An 18,300-nucleotide genomic window follows, 5' to 3' on the forward strand; every position below is an offset into this window, starting at 1 on the left:
GTATGGACGCGGGGAATTCCCGTGGAGTTGACTGGTACTAATAGTCCGAAGGCTTACATTATTTTTTTTCAGGGTTTGTTGGCTGGTTTGTTTGTGTTTGCGTCCACTGTATGGTTTTGAGATAACAATCTCGCAGGTTTGCGGTGATTATAGCGAGAGGGAGACACCCGGTTCCATTCCGAACCCGGAAGTTAAGGCTCTTTGCGCCGATGGTACTGCACTGGTGACGGTGTGGGAGAGTAGGTCGTTGCCGCATTTATTTTTTCGAGGTAGCTCTTGTCCTGTGTGGGCAGGGGCTATTTTGTTTTTAGGGGGGGTGTGTGGGGTGTGTGTTTTTTGGGTGGTTTTTTTGGTGGGAACCCCCCCTTTTTTTGTATTTAAAGGGGAAACTAAGTAATGAGCGTGTGCCTGAAAACGCATCAACACTAGGTGACCCCACCTCCGTACGAGCACAGACGCCCGATACACTAGGAATCAGTGCATAATAAGAGGTTCTTTAGAAAGAGCCTTACCGCAAAAAGTTTAAAGGAGCATACTTGGCTGACTACTCACGTAACCACTCAGATAACAATCGCGATGGATACAAGAAAAATAACGATCGCCACTCATCTGGTGGAAACCGTTCCCACGGTAATAGCCGTAACGATCGTTCAGATCGTCGTGATGACCGTGGTGGTTTCGGAGGGCGCCGCAACGATGGTGAGCGCTCCTACGGAGGCCGTGATGAACGTGGTGGCTTTGGTAACCGTCGTTCTGATGGTGAGCGTACCTTCCGTGATGACCGCGGCGGTCGCAGCTATGATCGTAATAATCGTGGCGGTTACGGCCAGCGCCGTGAGGATCGCGTAGACGACAGAGACTTCCAGGGCGGTTTCGGTAGACGTCGCAGTTCAAACGACGGAACCCAGCGCAATGACCGTGATAACCGTGGCGGTTTCGGAGGGCGCCGCAACGATGGTGAGCGCTCCTACGGCAGCCGCGATAACCGTGGTGGTTTTGGCGATCGTCGTAATGATCGTTCTGACCGTCGTGATGACCGCGGTGGTTTTGGCGATCGTCGTAATGATCGTTCTGACCGTCGTGATGACCGCGGTGGTTTCGGTAACCGTCGTTCTGATGGTGAGCGCACCTTCCGTGATGACCGCGGCGGTCGCAGCTATGATCGCAATGATCGTGGCGGTTACGGCCAGCGCCGAGATGAGCGAAATGATAACCGCGGTGGTTTTGGTAACCGTCGTTCTGATAGTGAGCGCACCTTCCGTGATGACCGCGGCCCTAAGCGTTTTGATGATCGGGGAGACCGCAATAACCACGGCTTTGATAAGCGCCGCAATGACGGTGAACGTTCTTACGGCAACCGTGATGACCGTGGTGGTTTCGGTCCTCGCCGTTCTGACAGTGATCGCCCTCGTGAGGAACGCGGTAACAGGAATTTTGACCGTAATGACCGCGGCGGCAACCGCTCCTACGACAATAACCGTAATGACCGCGGGCCCAAGCGTTTTGACGACCGCGGAGGCCGGGACTCAAACCGTCGTGATGACCGCAGTTTCGACAAGGGCCCTCGCAAAGAATTTAAGCGGGATGACGCCGCGCAGGCACCTGTAGCAGATTACCGCCGCAACTCACCTGAAATTGACACCGATGTAACGGGTCAGGAGCTAGAAAACTGGACCCTGCGTGCGTTGCGCCAGCTCGAAGCTCAAAATGCTGAAGGTGTAGCCAAGCACCTGGTGATGGTAGGGCGCTACATTGATATTGATCCTGAGTTCGCTCTGGAGCACGCTGTTGCAGCTTCAAAGCGAGCTGGTCGTATCGGGCTGGTACGTGAGGTTGTAGGCGTTGCCGCCTACGCTGCTGACGACTACGAGCTGTGCTTACGCGAACTGCGTACTCACCGTCGAATCTCCGGGTCCAATGATCACCTGGCACTGATGGTGGACTGTGAGCGCGCACTGGGCCGTATGGAGAAAGCACTTACCCTGGCCGAAGAGGCTAAGGATGAGGAAGTACCAGCTGCTGTGCGCGCAGAGGTTGCTATCGTGGTTTCCGGTATACACCATGATGCCGGCGAGCTGAAGAAAGCAATTAGCGCCCTAGAGATTCCCGAACTGGATCCTAAGCGCGGCTTTGACTACTCACCCCGCCTGTTTGAGGCCTACGCCGATCTTCTGGAAGAGGACGGCCGTGTTGCTGAAGCACGCCGTTGGGCACGCCTAGCCGTAGTCACCGAGGCTGCCCTAGGCCAGGGAGAATTCGCTGAACCTGAAATCTTCGATATCTTCACTGAGGACGATCTGTTCGAACCCGAAGAAGTGGCCATTGACCTGGAAGACGAAGACCAGGCTGAGGACGTGGTGACTGAAGAGCCCAGTGTCGAAGAAGAAATAGCTGAACTGTTGGGCGAAGAAACTGAACCCGTTGATGGCGTTGAAGATGATGAAGAGCAGCTAGATGCCGCACTTGCGCAGTCTGCTGTTGAGCAGACCGTGACCGAAGAACAAGCAGCTGAAGACTCCCTCTTTGCCATTGAAGCGGACGATAGCCGTGACTAAGAGCTTGCTTGATGCGCACGATGCAATTCTTTCTGACCTTGACGGCGTAGTCTACGCTGGTCCCTTAGCGATTGAGGGGGCTCCTGATGCGCTCAACCGTGCTCAGGACGCCGGAGTGCAGGTTGCTTTTGTTACCAACAACGCTTCACGGAGCGTTGATGCGGTTGCTGCGCACCTGGTAGAGCTGGGCGTCACGACTGACGCTGAACACGTTATCAGCTCTGCTCAGGCAGCTGCTGAGCTCCTGGCTGCACAGCTACCCGTAGGCGCTAAGGTGCTAATTACAGGGGCCCAGGCGTTAGCGGACTGCGTTCAAGCTGCCGGTCTTACCCCGGTTCGATCGCAGCACGATGAGCCGGTCGCTGTAGCTCAGGGCTTTAACCCCAAGATGGTGTGGGAAGACCTCGCTGAGGCTGCCTACACCTTAGCCGATAAATCTGTGCTCTGGGTTGCCTCCAATACGGATTTCACTATCCCCAAGGAGCGCGGTATCGCTCCGGGGAATGGGACCCTCGTCGGTGCTGTTGCCACAGCTACTGGGCGTCAACCCCAGGTGGCAGGTAAGCCCGAGTCACCGATCTTTACCACCGCTGCGCAGAAGCTGGGCTCTACCAGTCCGGTGGTTGTGGGTGACCGTCTGGATACCGATATTCAAGGTGGAAATAGGGCACAGATAGCAACCGCTATGGTGATGACCGGCGTCGATACCTACCAGTCGGTGCTGGCTGCCATTACCATCGAGCGTCCGACTTACATTATTGAAACCCTGGAGGGCTTTTTTGAGCCCTATCCGCAGATCGATGTGGAGGTTACCCCTACTGGAGCAAGAGCAGAAGCCGCTGGCTTTGTTGCTGAGGTGAAGGGGAACGAACTGACTCTGAACGGAGCCGGTGCAGAGGTCGATTGCTGGCGAGTTGCCTGCGCAGCCTGGTGGGTAGCTCACCCAGACGTGCACGAGGCTCCCAAAGCTCCTGAGGTATTCAACCGTGGCTAAAGAAGAGCCTAGCGTAGAGCTAGACCCTGGATTTGAAGCCGCTTTAGAAGCTGCCCTGGCACTGGACCCCAGCGAACGAATCGACCGTTACGCCAGGCTAGCTGAAGAGCTGCAGGAAAGCCTCAACTAGCTGCTGAGGCTAATACACTACATAAAGAAACGGGCAATATGAGACTTGACCACTACATGGTGCAGGCGGGTATTGCCCGTTCTCGTACCCTGGCTATTAAGATGATTGACGCTGACCTGGTGAATGTCAACGGTCAGCCTGCCACCAAGGCTGGCCAGAAAGTGCGGGAGGGTGATACCGTCAGCATCACCCGCAGCGAGCTGACCGAGTACGTCAGTCGTGCCGGACATAAACTGGCCGGTGCTCTCGATACCTTTACGGGCATTACCGTAAAGGGCAAACGCTGCCTGGACGCTGGTGCATCAACCGGCGGTTTCACCGACGTCCTGCTGCGGCGGGGTGCCACCCTGGTGGCAGCGGTGGACGTTGGGCACAGTCAACTGGTACCTGAGCTGAGGGAACACCCCAAAGTTGATGTGTATGAGGGCATGAACGTGCGCCACATGGACTCAGAAGATATTGGTGGACAGGTGGACCTGACGGTCACTGACCTATCTTTCATCTCTCTGACCAAGGTGCTTGAACCTCTAGCAGAAGTGACCCGGGCAGGTGGAGATCTCGTGCTGATGGTAAAGCCACAATTCGAGGTCGGAAGTGCTCGTGTAGGCAGGGGCGGCGTGGTCACAGACCCCCAAGCACGCCAGGATGCTGTTAACTCGGTGCGGGCCTGTGCCGAAGAGTACGGATTAGTTATCAGGGGGCAGGAAGAGAGCTCGCTCCCCGGTCAGGACGGTAATGTCGAATTTTTCCTCTGGTGCCACAAACCGGAGTAACCCACCAAAACACCGAATTTTCGAATAAATGTTCGAAAACTTCGGTGTTTTGTGTTTCTAGTGAGGAAAAAAGAGCTACTTTCAGCTAGCCTAAAACTGTGAATGAAACTAGCGCCCCCGTGTTCATAGACGGCAACGATACTCGCAAGATTTTAGTTTTTGCCCACACCGGGCGAAGCGAAGCCCGAGACGCTGCCCGGGCGGCCTGTGCCCAGCTGCATGCGGCGGGTCTGGTGCCGGTGATGAACCGAGCGGACCTTGAAGCGCTGACCCAGAGATGGCAGAACCCTGTGCCCGTGGCGGTCGCACACGAAAGTGTTGCTCTCAACGAGATTGAACTGGGCGTGGTGCTGGGTGGAGATGGGTCTATTCTGCGCGCAGCCGAGATGATCCGGCACACCCAAATCCCTTTGGTGGGCGTCAACTTGGGTCACGTAGGCTTTCTTGCAGAAGCGGAAGAGTTTGACCTTGCAGAAACAGTAGACCGCATTGTCTCGGGCGACTATACCGTTGAAGAGCGCATGGCCATTGACGTTAAGGTCTGGAAAGGCGGGGAAAAAATCCTCGATACCTGGGCGCTGAACGAGGCCAGCGTTGAAAAAGGTAACCGCCAGAAAATGATTGAAGTGGTCATTGAGGTCGATCGCCGCCCGCTCTCAGGCTTTGGCTGTGACGGGGTGGTGTTGGCAACGCCCACCGGCTCAACAGCCTATGCCTTCTCTGGGGGAGGGCCCATTATCTGGCCCAGCGTTGAAGCCATGCTCATGGTTCCCTTATCTGCCCACGCGCTCTTTGCTCGGCCACTGGTGACTGCCCCGACCTCGATGATGGCGGTCGAGCTGCTGCCCACCAATGGCGCTGAAGGTGTACTCTGGTGCGACGGACGCCGAACCCGCGATTTGCCGCCCGGGGCCCGTATCGAGGTGACGCGATCGTCCAAACCGGTGCGCCTAGCCCGTATGCACCCGGCTCCCTTCTCTGAGCGACTGGTCCGAAAGTTTGAGCTACCTACTACCGGTTGGCGAGGCCCCAGTACGGCTAGCCCTGCCACATCGGCTCTGCCCATTAGCCGCCTTAACCCAGGAGTATAGCCCGTGATTGAAGAGATTCATCTGCGCGATTTAGGGGTCATCACCGATGCCCGCCTTCCTCTAGAACCGGGCTTCTCTGTGCTGACTGGTGAGACTGGTGCTGGTAAGACCATGGTGGTGACCGCGCTGGGGATGCTACTGGGCGCACGTTCTGATGCCTCCAGCGTGCGCAACGGGGCTTCTAGCGCTTTGGCTGAGGCCGTCATTAAACTGCCAGTGGGGCACAGAGCCATTGGGCTAGCCGATGACGCCGGGGGGTCAACTGAGGAACTGGAAGACGGTTCTTATGAACTGCTCTTGGCGAGAACCGTAAACGCTTCGGGGCGCTCTCGTGCCCATGTGGGCGGGGTTTCAGCCCCTATTGGGACGCTAGCTGATATCGGGCATACGCTGGTGGCAGTGCACGGTCAGTCAGATCAGTTGCGCCTTAAGTCTTCTGCCGAGCAGCGTCATGCCCTAGATTCTTATGCCGGTAAAAAACTTGGACGCCTGCTCGCTCAATACGAGAAGAACTACGAACGCTTCAAGCAGGCTGCTGGTGAGCTGCGGGACGTGCGAGAAAATACTCGCGCCCGCGCTTTGGAAGCACAGACTTTGCAGGGCGCTCTAGCAGAAATTGACAGTGTCAACCCTCTTGAAGGTGAGGACGAGGCTCTCTACGCAGAGAGCCAGAAACTCACCAACGTTGAGTCTCTACGTCTGGCCGCCACCACTGCCTCAGCTGCTCTGGCAGGTACCGAATACGGGGATGCTGATGCCCCTAACGTGCTGGGGTTGCTGGATTCAGCCCGTACTGCGCTAGCCTCTGAATCGGATGCCGATGAAGACCTTAAAACTCTTTCTGATCGACTTAATGAGGCTTTGATTCACATCACCGATATCGCCGAAGAGGTATCAGCCTACACCTCCGGTCTAGATTCTGAAGGCCCTGAACGCCTGGCAGAAGTAGAACACCGACGCGCCCAACTCAAAGGGCTCACCCGCAAGTACGGGGCGGATATCGCAGAGGTTCTGGCCTGGGCTGAAGAATCACGTGCCCGCCTTGATACTCTCGGCGATGACCCGGCCCGCCAGGAAACCCTGGAAGCTGAATTGCGTGAACTTCGTGAAACTCTAGGGGAGCAGGCACGGGCTCTGGTGGAACTACGCCGTACAGCTGCCTCAAAGCTAGCTGCTGCCGTCAGCGAAGAACTAACTGCCCTTGCCATGCCCAATGCTTCACTGGTGGTTAAGGTCGAAGAGACCGAGAAATTCAACCGCTTCGGTAAAGATGCCGTGACCTTTATGCTGGCACCCCATCGCCAGGCCGTTCCGCGGCCTTTGGGCAAGGGCGCATCAGGGGGTGAATTATCCCGCGTCATGTTGGCTCTTGAAGTTGTGCTTTCTGAGGTGGACCCGGTGCCCACCTTTATCTTTGACGAGGTGGACTCCGGCGTCGGCGGTAAAGCAGCCATCGAAATCGGCCGCCGCCTGGCCATGTTGGCCAAGAACGTGCAGGTGCTGGTCGTCACCCACCTGCCGCAGGTGGCAGCTTTCGCTGACCAGCACATCCTGGTGCGCAAAAACGATGACGGCTCCCTCTCCCGCGTGCAGGTTCTCACCGCTGAAGAGCGAGTTGTAGAGCTGGCCCGCATGCTCTCGGGTCATGACCAGTCAGCAGCAGCCCAGGAACACGCCCGAGAACTCCTGGCGGACGCAGGGCAGCCCTAGCCGGGCTCCACAACTACCTGCCACCTGCATGAACCCGCACGAGGAGCGGACGCCGGGTGAGGGCGTCCGCTCCGCCCACCTACTTATGCAACACTGTTTACATCGGCGAAACAGAAGAGGTGATAGGCTGGAATTCCGTGGTAGATACAAACGCATCAAACAACGGTAAAGTCACCCGCCAGATTTTCGTCACCGGCGGCGTAGCATCATCTCTCGGCAAAGGCCTTTCAGCCTCATCTCTCGGCCGGCTTCTTCGCTCCCGCGGTCTCTCAGTGACCATGCAGAAGCTCGACCCCTATCTCAACGTCGATCCCGGCACCATGAACCCCTTCCAACACGGTGAAGTTTTTGTCACCGACGACGGGGCAGAAACCGACCTCGACATCGGCCACTATGAACGCTTCCTCGACGAGAACCTCTCCCAGGCAGCCAACGTGACCACCGGTCAGGTCTTCTCTCACGTGATCGCCAAGGAACGCCGCGGCGAATATCTGGGCGATACCGTGCAGGTTATTCCCCACATCACCGATGAAATCAAGCGCCGCATGCGCCTGCCCGCCGAAGGTGAGAACGCCCCCGACATCATCATCACCGAAATTGGTGGCACCGTGGGCGATATCGAATCCCAGCCCTTCCTTGAAGCAGCCCGCCAGGTGCGCCGCGATGTGGGCCGCCGCAACGTCTTCTTCCTACACGTTTCCCTGGTGCCCTTTATCGGCCCATCCGGCGAGCTGAAGACCAAACCCACCCAGCACTCTGTTGCCGCCCTGCGCGGTCTGGGCATTATTCCCGACGGCCTGATTCTGCGCTGTGAGCGCGAAGTGCCCGAATCCCACAAGATCAAGATTGGTCAGGCCTGCGACGTAGAGCCCGAGGCCGTTATTTCCTGCGCCGATGCCCCCAGCATCTACGACATCCCCAAGACCCTGCACAGCCAGAACCTAGATGCCTACATTCTGGACTACCTGGGCATTGACGCTGAGCCCGTTGACTTCACCCAGTGGGATAAGCTGCTGAGCGCCGTCCACACCCCCAAGACCGAGGTTAACGTTGCTCTGGTCGGTAAGTACATCGACCTGCCCGATGCCTACCTCTCGGTCACCGAGGCCCTGCGCGCCGGCGGTTTTGCCAACGACGCTAAGGTCAACATCAAGTGGGTTGCCGCCGACCTTTGCGCTAGCCAGGAGGACGCCGCCCACCAGCTGCGCGGCATGGATGCCATCCTCGTACCCGGCGGCTTTGGCATCCGCGGCCTTGACGGCAAGATCGGCGCCCTGTGCCATGCCCGCGAACATAAGATTCCCACCCTGGGTATCTGCCTGGGGTTGCAGTCCATGGTGCTCGAATACGCCCGCAACGTGCTTGGCATCAAGGACGCCTCATCGACCGAGTTTGACCCCGAGACCGCGTCCCCGCTGATTGCCACTATCGAAGAGCAGAAGGCATTCGTGGACGGCGCAGGCGACCTGGGCGGCACCATGCGCCTGGGCCTCTACCCGGCAACCCTAGCTGCCGGTTCACTGGCTGAAAGCGTCTACGAGGCAACCGAGGTTGCAGAACGCCACCGCCACCGCTACGAGGTCAATAACGACTACCGCCAGCAGCTGGAAGAAGCGGGTCTGGTGATCTCGGGTACCTCACCTGACTCTTCCCTGGTGGAATTCGTTGAACTGCCCGTGAGCGAGCACCCCTACTACATCGCCACCCAGGCCCACCCGGAATACCGCTCCCGCCCCACCCGACCCCACCCCCTCTTTGCGGGGCTGATTAAGGCGGCACTTGAGGCCCGCAAGGCCTAGACCCTAGAGTCTCAATAACTATCTATCTAAGCTGCCTTTTCCTTCAGAGAGGGCAGCTTAGACTTATTTTCTTAAGAAAATGCTGTGAATAGTGTTATGACTCGTAAATAACTATTTATCTGCTTATTTCTGGCAATGAAGTGTTGAATAAGATGGCATTTTGCCTAGTAGGGTCATTGCCTAACCCTTGCCCCGGGGGGTGTGGTGGGGAGCGTATGCTTTGCTGCATGATTAACAAACACCATCTCGCATCGTCAAAGCTGGCTACCTCCGGTGTAGCCCTGACTCTCGGCGCCTTGATTCTTAGCGGCTGTGGGTCTAACAGCTCAGAAAGAACTTTTACTTGAACTGATTCGTAACTATGCCGGTATGGCCGACGACGAAACCTGGGCAACCCAGAAGGCCGCTATCGAAGCAACCCTTGATGAAACTTACGTATGCTGGGAAGGCGCAACTTCCTATGACACTTCCATTGACGGCGGTATCTACTTCAAGATTTCAGGCCCGAACGTTTACATCGAATTTATTGCCAGAGTACCTCAGCACAAGCAGGCGTTGACGGTGAAATTACCGCAGGCTGGGGCCACGTACAGTCCATCTACCATGACCCCACTAATGACTACGCAAACTCTGTAGAACAGGGTGAAGCAAGCGGTATGTCTGGCGGACCTGGCGCCTAATCTTTCGCTCTCTTTGCTTAGACCCTATAACAAGATATTGGCCTCGTACTATAAGCGTGCGAGGCCAATTTTGTGCTGTGCGATATTCAGAATGGGGAGTAGGGTGGAGAGGAACCCAATACCTAACTCTGCAGGGGAAACATGCAACAGAATCTCTCGTATGAGGTGGGGGACGCCCCCCGCCTCAACGCCCCGGCGCTCGCCGCCACCCAGGAAACCATCGCCGATATCGCCAACCCCCGCTACGTCACCAGCCGCACCACCAAATTTGAGGGCTACGTCTGGGACGTCATCCGCGAGGGGATAGCACTGGATGAAGGCGCCGAGCCCTTTGAACGAGATTTTCTGTTGCATCCCGGGGCGGTCGCCGTCCTTGCCCTCAACGACAAGAACGAGGTACTGCTCATCAACCAGTACCGCCACCCCGTGCGCGCCAACCTCTGGGAAATTCCAGCGGGTTTGCTCGACATCGATGGCGAAGACCCCGTACACGCAGCTGCCCGCGAACTGGCAGAAGAAACCGACCTCCAAGCCGCTCGGTGGGATACCCTCATGGAGTTTTACAACTCACCCGGCGGTATGGGGGAGACCTGCCGCATCTACATTGCCCGCGACCTCAGCGAAATTCCCGCCGAGGACCGCGAAGAGCGGGTTCACGAAGAAGCAGAAATCGTGCAGCGCTGGGTGCCCCTTGACGAGGCAGTCCGCGCTGTGCTGGCAGGGCGTATCCACAACGCTGCCTCGACCAACGCGATCCTAGCCGCCGACGCCGCTGCCCGCTGTAACTTCGAAACTCTCTACCCGGCGTCCGCCCCCTTCACCGCCCACCCGGCCCTGCGCGAAGCCAACTACCGCGGCGAGATCCGCCCCGCCGAAGGTCTCTAAGGTGGCAGACGGAGCACCGGCGGCACCCACACCACTTAAAGCCGCCATCGAGGCCTACCTCAACCACCTGGGCATCGAACGCGGTCTGGCCGCCAACACCCAGGCAGCCTACCGGCGCGACCTGACCCGCTACCGCACCTACCTGGCAGACCAGGGCGTTATCGACCCCCGTACCATCACCAAAAAACACGTGCGGGACTTTGCTGTAGCCTGTGCTGAGACCCCCTCAGCATCAGGAAAACCGCTGAGCCAGCGCTCTATCGCCCGCATCATCGTGGGGGTGAGAGGCGCCCATAAATTCTGGTTGCGAGAGAACGTTACAACGATTGACCCTGCCGCCGGGGTACAGCCACCGACGCCGGGGGCGCGCCTGCCCAAAGCAGTCCCTGTAGAGCAAGTAACTCGCCTGCTCGAAGCACCTGATATCACCACTGAGGTTGGGCTGAGGGATCGTGCCATTCTAGAGTTTCTCTATTCCACCGGTGCACGTATTTCTGAAGTGATCAATGTTGACTTAGATGACGTGGTTTTTGACAGGGAGAGCGAGAACGCCGGTACAGAGAGCACAGCCAGTGTTCCCGCTGTTGCCCGCCTTTTTGGCAAAGGGAACAAAGAGCGGGTAGTCCCCGTTGGGTCTTACGCAGCCAGGGCGATTGAGGACTATCGAGTGCGCTCGCGGCCCTCATTAGCTTCCAAAGGTAAGGGCACACCGGCTCTCTTCCTGAATGCTCGTGGGGGCAGGCTGACCCGTCAGGGAGCCTATCTCATTCTCAAAAAACACGCTGAACGTGCCAAGCTGCCGGGTGAGATTTCACCCCACACCCTGCGTCATTCCTTCGCCACTCATCTGCTTGAAGGTGGAGCCGATATTCGCGTGGTCCAGGAACTTTTGGGGCATGCCTCGGTCACCACCACCCAGGTCTACACCAAGGTTACCGCTGATACCCTGCGCGAAGTTTTTGCTGCTCACCACCCCCGGGCACAATAAAACCGCGGTGACCCATGAACTTTCATATCATGGAGCACCGCGGTTTGAGACTAGAACATCACGCTAGGGCAGCTGCCGCTCTTCCACACCGTTATAGGCAGAAAGCGGGCGAATCAGCGAGTTGTTAGCGCGCTGTTCCAGTATGTGCGCCGTCCAACCGGTGATGCGGGAACAGACGAAGATAGGAGTGAAGGTGGGGGTATCGAAGCCCATCAGATGGTAGGTGGGGCCGGCGGGGTAGTCCAGGTTGGGCTTGATTCCCTTAGCTTCGTCCATGGACTCTGCTAGACCTTTATAGAGGCCGATGAGATCGTGGCGGCCATAGTGCTCCACCATATCGAAGAATGACTTCTGCATGGTAGGAACACGGGAGTCACCCTTCTTGTAGACGCGGTGCCCAAAGCCCATGACCTTCTTTTTTTCAGCTAGTGCGGCGTCCATCCAAGCCTTTGCCCGCGCCTTGGCATCAGCTTCGCTCTCACCCTCAATCACACCGATTTCATCAAAGGTGTGCTGAACTGCTTCATTCGCGCCGCCGTGCAGGGGGCCCTTGAGGGCACCGATGGCACCGGTGACTGCGGAATGAAGGTCAGACAGGGAAGAAGTGATGACGCGGGCGGTGAAGGTCGAGGCGTTGAAGGAATGCTCTGCGTACAAGACCATGGAAACGTTGAAAGCGGTCTTGACCTCAGCTACGGGTACTTCACCGAAGGCCATGTAGAGGAAGTTGTCACAGTAGTCCAGGTCCTCGCGAGGCTCGATAACATCCTGGCCCCGGCGGCGGCGTTGGTCGTAGCAGACCACGGCCGGCATGGTGGCAAAAAGTTCCCATGCCTTGCGTAGCTCATTTTCGGGGGAGAGGTCTTCGCTCTGGGGATCGGTAGCACCCAGGAAGGAGGTTGCGGTGCGGCAGACATCCATGGGGTGGCAGTCGGTGGGCAAAGCATCAATTACAGCTTTGAGACCGGGGGAGAGCGCACGGTGGCTACGCTCGAAAGCGGTAAATTCTTCTAGTTGTTCAGCGGTGGGAAGCTCACCGTTCCAGAGTAGAAGGGCTACCTTTTCAAAAGGGACCTCAGCGAGCTGCTGCACCGGGTAACCGCGGTAGAGCAGGGAATTGGTCTCAGCGTTGACCTTGGAAACAGCGGTGTAGTCGGCAACGACGCCGGCTAGTCCGCGTTTGACGTCCAACTGTTCTGACATGGGTTTCTCCTTTGAATCTGTCAGTGCTCGAAAGTGGAGGCGTCCGCCCGGCCGAGCGTTAATACCGGGCGGACGCTGGGGCGCGGGAACCGCTAGGATGTGAACCGGTCAGGGACCTCGAAGTTGAAGATGCCGGTATCGAACTGGTTGTAGGCCTCGTAATCAACGAGGTCGTAGAGGCGGGCTCGGGTCAGCATCTTATCGACGTATCCCTCCTGGGTTCCCGTTGAGGCGATGGTGTCTAGGACACCTTCCATTGCTCCCAGGGAGGAGCGCAACAGGGTGACGGGGTAGATGATCATATTTATACCTACGGCCGCTAGCTGCTCCTTGGTGAAGAGCTCACTTTTACCAAACTCCGTCATGTTGGCTAGGACCGGCACATCCACCGCGTTGCAGACAGCCTCAAACTCGCTGAGATCTTTCATCGCTTCGGGGAAGATTGCATCGGCCCCAGCGTCCACGAGAGCCTTGATGCGGTCGATGGTCTCTTCCAGCGATGAGATACCGCGCAAGTCGGTGCGCGCCATAATGAGGAAGTTGGAATCCCTGCGGGCTTCTGCCGCCGCTCTGATACGCTTCGTAGCGGTTTCAAGATCAACCATGTTCTTGTTATCAAGGTGGCCGCAGCGCTTGGGGTTGAACTGGTCTTCAATGTGGCAGCCAGCTAGCCCATACTCTTCAAATTCTTGAATAGTGCGGGCAACGTTCATGGGTTCGCCGAATCCGGTGTCAGCGTCCACAATGGCAGGTAGGTTGGTGACGCGGGCAATCTGCCCGGCGCGCTGGGCAACCTCAGAGAGGGTAGTTAGCCCGACGTCGGGGAAACCCAGCTCGTTAGCCAGTACAGCACCCGAGATGTAGACTCCGTCAAACTTCTTCTCTTCAATCAGGCGAGCAGAGAGGGGGGTGTAAGCACCCGGGAACTGTTTAATGTCACCCGATGCCAGCATTTTGCGGAGCTCTAGGCGCTTTTGAGCAGGGGTTTTCTGAGCGTACAGCATTAGAAGATGCCTCCCTTACCGGTTTCCAGCTCGATGCTGGCGGTGATGTTCAGAGCGTCCAGCTCGCCGTCCTTGAGGTGAGCCAGGTTCTCAGCAGCCTCCAGGAAGCGGTTCTGCTCAGCTTCAGAAACCTTGCCCTCAGCCAGTTTGCGGAACTTACCGATGTAGTCCTTGCGGGCGAAAGGGCGGGCCCCCAGGGGGTGGGCGTCAGCAACAGCGATTTCTTCGCTGAAAGTCTCGCCATTGGTGAGTTTGATTTCTAAGCGGCCACCGAAGGCCTTTTCTGCAACGTCGTTGGAGTGGTAGCGACGGGTCCACTCGGCGTCCTCAGCGGTGGTGACCTTGTGCCAGAGAGCTACAGTGTCCGCCCGTTGAGCCCGCTCGGGGGCGTAGGAGCCAACGTGGTCCCACTCGCCATCCTGCAGCATGACGGTGAAGATGTAGGGGATGGAATGATCCAGGGTCTCGCGGGTAGCAGTGGGATCGTACTTCTGAGGGTCATTTGCGCCCGAGCCAATGACGTAGTGAGTGTGGTGGCTGGTGTGCAGCACGATGGATTCGATGTTCTCGGGGTGAGCAAACTCGGGGTGTTCGCGGTTAAGCTTACGCGCCAGGTCGATCCAAGCCTGTGCCTGGTACTCCGCCGAGTGTTCCTTGGTGTAGGTGTCTAGGATCGCGCGCTTGGCTTCGCCTGCCTCTGGCAGAGGCACCTCGTAGAGGGCTTCGGGGCCATCCAGCATCCAAGCGATGACGCCGTCCTCACCTTCGTAGATGGGAACGGGGGAAGTCTGGCCGCGCATTGCACGGTCAACAGCTTCAACCGCCATCTTGCCGGCGAAGGCGGGGGCATGTGCCTTCCAGGTTGAAATTTCGCCCTTACGCGACTGGCGGGTAGCGGTGGTGGTATGCAGGCCCTGGCCAATGGCTTGGAAGATGGTCTCCGTGTCCAGACCCAGCAGGGTGCCGATACCGGCTGAAGCTGAGGGGCCAATGTGGGCCACATGGTCAATCTTGTGCTTGTGCAAGCAGATCGCCTTAACCAGGTCTACCTGAATCTCGTAACCGGTAGCGATACCGCGGATGAGGTCGCGGCCGTTGCTCCCCACGTGCTGAGCAACTGCCAGGATGGGGGGAATATTATCGCCGGGGTGAGAGTACTCAGCTGCCAGGAAAGTGTCGTGGTAGTCCAGTTCGCGGACCGCAACGCCGTTAGCCCAGGCTGCCCATTCGGGAGAGACCTTCTTGCTGGCAGCGTCCACACCGAAAATTCCTGCGCCGCTACCACCGGGGCCAGCCGCGTGGGTCAGTGCCTGGTCGCGAGCAGAAATGATAGGCCCGCGGTTAAGGGAGGCGATAGCAACCGAAGCGTTATCGATGACACGGTTAATCACCATCTCTTCAACTTCGGGGAGCACCTCTACCGGATCGGTAGCAACCAGAGCCATTTTGTAGGCAAGCTGCTCTTCGCGGGGGAGGTTTTCTTCTGAGCGGTAAACACGAACCTTGTGGTTGACTGTCATAGGGTTATCTCTCTTTCATCATGTCGTTTTGTAGAGGTGGACGCCGGTAGCAGCTCCGCTACCAGCGGTAGATTTAGGGGTGGGCAGCTACTTCAAAGAGACCGTGCTGCTCTTGGGAGGCGGCTGCCTCTTCGATAGCGAATAGTGCGTTGGCCAGGTGAAGACGTGTAGCGGCTTCAGCCAGTTGCGCGTCCTGAGAGGCAATGCAACGAGCTATCTGGGCATGTTCATCAGCAGCCTGGGCTAACCTGACGGGGTTGGTCTTTGACAGCTTCCTAATGCGGGTTAGCTGGGTACGTAAGGTTAATTGAGCCTGGTAGAGATAGCGGTTAGCTGCCGCCGCATCAATGGCAGTATCTAACTCATCGACCAGAGCATAGTACTCAGCAATATTCCCTTGACCCGCAGCTAGAATAGCTGCCGCTTGCTTAAACCGCTCCGCAAGACGCATAAAGCGGGTGGCATCCCCACGGCCGGCAGCTAGAGCGGCGGCGGTGCAATCTAATGAAACCCTTAACTCAAAGAGCGAGTAGACATTTTCAAGAGAGATAGGGGCAACGATAACGCCGCGCCCCGGTGCTGGCTCCGCAAGGCCGTCCGAGAGTAACCGCGAGATTGCTTCGCGGATAGGTGTACGTGAAACTCCCAGTCGTTCAGACTGCTCTACTTCTACAATCACAGAACCAGGGGAGAGCGTTCCCTCCATGATGTCGCTGCGCAGGCTCTGGTAGGCAAGATCGCTAGCTCTCATCAGCTCATCCTCTCGGTGTGATACGGCACATGGTGTTGTGCTGACACCACCATAAAACGCAAACACCCCTTTTGTATACATTGAGCGTCAATATTTCTTCTAGATGGCAGAATTTTACGGAAAAAATGAAAAACCCTGAAATTTTGTATACAAATTATTGCTTATTGTGATGACTAGCACTAAATTTATCTCAACCCCTCCCGCCACACACCACCCAACGCCCCTCAGGAGTAATCCGATGACCACCTACCTAGAAACCTACCGGGCAAGTATTGAGACCCCAGAAAAATTCTGGCTTGAGCAAGCCGAGAACATCACCTGGGTCACCAAACCTCAGACCATCATCGACGATAGCGCTGCACCCATCTACCGCTGGTTCCCAGACGGTGAACTTAATACCTGCTACAACGCAGTAGACCGGCACATTGAGGCAGGGCGAGGCGATCAGACCGCAATTATTTACGATTCAGCCATGCTGGGCACCCGCCAAGAAATCAGCTACGCCGAACTCAAGAAAGATGTTGAGCTTTTCGCCGGAGCGCTCGCCAACGCCGGTGTAGGCAAGGGCAATCGTGTGCTGATTTATATGCCCATGATTCCCCAGGCTCACGTCGCTATGCTGGCAACAGCCCGCCTGGGCGCCGTCCACTCGGTGGTTTTTGGCGGCTTCGCACCTGCTGAACTGGCCTCCCGTATCAATGACTGCTCGCCCACCGTGATTGTAACCGCTTCTGGCGGTGTTGAACCTCGCCGTCGTATTGAGTACATTCCCGCGGTAGAAAAGGCGATGGATCTATCGGCGAGCAAACCCAGTGCAGTGCTGGTGTTCGAGCGGGAAGGCTTCGAGCATACGGTAGAAGAAGCTGAGCAGAAGGCTAAAGACACCGGCGGGGCGGTTACCTGGCAGTCTGCAGATGATGCCATGGCAGCGGCCCAGCCCCATGAGCCGGTGACTGTTAAGGCAACCGACCCTCTCTACATCCTCTATACCTCAGGTACCACCGGCGCGCCAAAGGGCGTCGTGCGAGATAACGGCGGGCACGCAGTCGCCCTCGCCTGGACCATGAAGAACATCTACGATGTTGGCCCCGGTGAGGTGCTCTGGTGTGCCTCGGACGTCGGATGGGTGGTTGGGCATTCTTACATCGTGTACGGCCCCCTCATCGCGGGCGCAACCAGTGTGCTCTATGAAGGCAAACCGGTAGGCACCCCCGATGCCGGTGCCTTCTGGCGCGTTATTCAGGACTCGAACGCAAAGTCTCTCTTTACCGCCCCCACCGCCCTGCGCGCTATCCGTAAAGCTGACCCTGAGGCTTCACTGCTGGCAGACTATGACACATCTTCACTGAAACTGCTCTTTGTTGCCGGGGAACGCCTAGACCCCGAAACCTACCACTGGGCCACCGAGAAGCTGGGCGTACCCGTAATCGATAACTGGTGGCAGACCGAAACCGGGTGGGCTATCGCAGCTAACCCCCGCGGGCTTGAAGCTCTACCCCTCAAGCCCGGCTCACCCTCAGTGCCTAGTCCGGGCTATAACTTGCAGGTGTTAGACCCCTTCGGTGAACCAGTCGGCCCGGGGGAGGAAGGCAACCTTGCCATTAAGCTCCCCATGCCTCCGGGTAACCTGCCTACGCTCTGGGGGAACGATGACCGCTTTATCTCCTCCTACCTTGAAGCGTTTGAAGGCTACTACGCCACCGGCGACAGCGGCTACATTGATGAGGACGGCTACGTCTTCGTGATGGGACGCACAGACGACGTCATCAACGTTTCAGGCCACCGCCTTTCAACCGGTGCCATGGAGCAGGTGCTGGCAGCGCACCCGGCAGTTGCTGAGTGCGCGGTCATCGGTCTCGCTGACCAGCTCAAGGGCCAACGTCCCGCTGGTTACGTGGTGCTCAAAACAGGGGCTGACATCAGTGAAGAGCAGTTGGCCAGCGAGCTCATTGCCAGCGTCCGTAATGATATTGGTGCGGTTGCTGACTTCAAGGACGTCAAAATCGTTGAGGGCCTACCCAAAACCCGATCAGGCAAGATTCTGCGCAAAACCATGCGGCAGATTGCTGATGGAGAGGACTACAAGGTGCCTTCAACCATCGAGGATATGGCGGTGCTGGACGATATTGCCAAGGTACTTAAGTCCCAATAGGACCAGCACATCAGTGAAGAGATGACCGTGCTTGTTGCGGTCGAGCGTCCAGCTTTCAGCTCCAC

Annotated in this window: 15 protein-coding genes and 1 rRNA gene; 12 read left to right on the forward strand and 4 right to left on the reverse strand. The window is 57.4% G+C overall.

Going from position 1 to position 18,300, the window contains the following annotated elements; translation table 11 throughout:
- The first annotated feature begins 139 nt into the window (after positions 1-139).
- From rrf to ABD982_RS10025, 11 genes are all read left to right on the forward strand, one after another.
- Positions 140-256, forward strand: a 5S ribosomal RNA gene (rrf, locus tag ABD982_RS09975).
- A 280-nt stretch (positions 257-536) separates the two neighbouring features.
- Entirely contained in the window at positions 537-2,555 is a 2,019-nt protein-coding gene (locus ABD982_RS09980) for a hypothetical protein (protein ID WP_345447088.1), read from the forward strand.
- Positions 2,548-3,549 carry an HAD-IIA family hydrolase gene (locus tag ABD982_RS09985; RefSeq protein WP_345447090.1) on the forward strand — a complete coding sequence of 334 codons (1,002 nt, stop codon included), beginning with the start codon at positions 2,548-2,550 and terminating at the stop codon, positions 3,547-3,549. The genes ABD982_RS09980 and ABD982_RS09985 overlap by 8 nt, the downstream gene beginning before the upstream one ends.
- Positions 3,542-3,679, forward strand: a complete 138-nt coding sequence (locus ABD982_RS09990; RefSeq protein ID WP_345447092.1) for a GTPase — start codon at positions 3,542-3,544, stop codon at positions 3,677-3,679. The genes ABD982_RS09985 and ABD982_RS09990 overlap by 8 nt, the downstream gene beginning before the upstream one ends.
- A gap of 38 nt (positions 3,680-3,717) precedes the next feature.
- Entirely contained in the window at positions 3,718-4,452 is a 735-nt protein-coding gene (locus ABD982_RS09995) for a TlyA family RNA methyltransferase (protein ID WP_345447095.1), read from the forward strand.
- A gap of 98 nt (positions 4,453-4,550) precedes the next feature.
- On the forward strand, positions 4,551-5,543 hold the full coding sequence (locus tag ABD982_RS10000; RefSeq protein ID WP_345447098.1) for an NAD kinase: 993 nt from the start codon (positions 4,551-4,553) through the stop codon (positions 5,541-5,543).
- Between the two features lie 3 nt (positions 5,544-5,546).
- Positions 5,547-7,253, forward strand: a complete 1,707-nt coding sequence (gene recN / locus ABD982_RS10005; RefSeq protein ID WP_345447101.1) for a DNA repair protein RecN — start codon at positions 5,547-5,549, stop codon at positions 7,251-7,253.
- 119 nt (positions 7,254-7,372) lie between these two features.
- Positions 7,373-9,052: a CTP synthase gene (gene pyrG / locus ABD982_RS10010; RefSeq protein WP_345447104.1), complete on the forward strand. Its 1,680-nt coding sequence runs from the start codon at positions 7,373-7,375 to the stop codon at positions 9,050-9,052.
- A 312-nt stretch (positions 9,053-9,364) separates the two neighbouring features.
- Positions 9,365-9,688, forward strand: a complete 324-nt coding sequence (locus tag ABD982_RS10015; RefSeq protein WP_345447107.1) for a DUF3500 domain-containing protein — start codon at positions 9,365-9,367, stop codon at positions 9,686-9,688.
- A gap of 185 nt (positions 9,689-9,873) precedes the next feature.
- Positions 9,874-10,617 (forward strand): NUDIX domain-containing protein, encoded by a 744-nt coding sequence (locus tag ABD982_RS10020; protein ID WP_345447110.1) that lies wholly within the window; start codon positions 9,874-9,876, stop codon positions 10,615-10,617.
- A 1-nt stretch (position 10,618) separates the two neighbouring features.
- Positions 10,619-11,605 carry a site-specific tyrosine recombinase XerD gene (locus ABD982_RS10025; protein WP_345447113.1) on the forward strand — a complete coding sequence of 329 codons (987 nt, stop codon included), beginning with the start codon at positions 10,619-10,621 and terminating at the stop codon, positions 11,603-11,605.
- 63 nt (positions 11,606-11,668) lie between these two features.
- Here ABD982_RS10025 and ABD982_RS10030 read toward each other — a convergent pair whose 3' ends face one another.
- The 4 genes from ABD982_RS10030 to ABD982_RS10045 form a co-directional block, all read right to left on the reverse strand.
- The gene (locus ABD982_RS10030) at positions 11,669-12,808 is read right to left on the reverse strand and encodes a bifunctional 2-methylcitrate synthase/citrate synthase (RefSeq protein WP_345447116.1); all 1,140 of its coding nucleotides are present in this window, start codon (positions 12,806-12,808) and stop codon (positions 11,669-11,671) included.
- 92 nt (positions 12,809-12,900) lie between these two features.
- Positions 12,901-13,812: a methylisocitrate lyase gene (gene prpB, locus ABD982_RS10035; protein ID WP_345447118.1), complete on the reverse strand. Its 912-nt coding sequence runs from the start codon at positions 13,810-13,812 to the stop codon at positions 12,901-12,903.
- On the reverse strand, positions 13,812-15,332 hold the full coding sequence (locus ABD982_RS10040) for an MmgE/PrpD family protein (protein WP_345447121.1): 1,521 nt from the start codon (positions 15,330-15,332) through the stop codon (positions 13,812-13,814). The genes prpB and ABD982_RS10040 overlap by 1 nt, the downstream gene beginning before the upstream one ends.
- 73 nt (positions 15,333-15,405) lie before the next feature.
- Positions 15,406-16,083, reverse strand: a complete 678-nt coding sequence (locus tag ABD982_RS10045; RefSeq protein WP_345447124.1) for a GntR family transcriptional regulator — start codon at positions 16,081-16,083, stop codon at positions 15,406-15,408.
- A 238-nt stretch (positions 16,084-16,321) separates the two neighbouring features.
- On the opposite strand from ABD982_RS10045, the gene ABD982_RS10050 reads away from it, so the two are divergent.
- Complete coding sequence (locus ABD982_RS10050) at positions 16,322-18,235, forward strand: propionyl-CoA synthetase (protein ID WP_345447127.1); 1,914 nt, start codon at positions 16,322-16,324, stop codon at positions 18,233-18,235.
- The last annotated feature ends 65 nt before the right edge of the window (positions 18,236-18,300 follow it).

It is taken from the genome of Rothia endophytica (assembly GCF_039543885.1).
GTDB lineage: Bacteria > Actinomycetota > Actinomycetes > Actinomycetales > Micrococcaceae > Rothia > Rothia endophytica.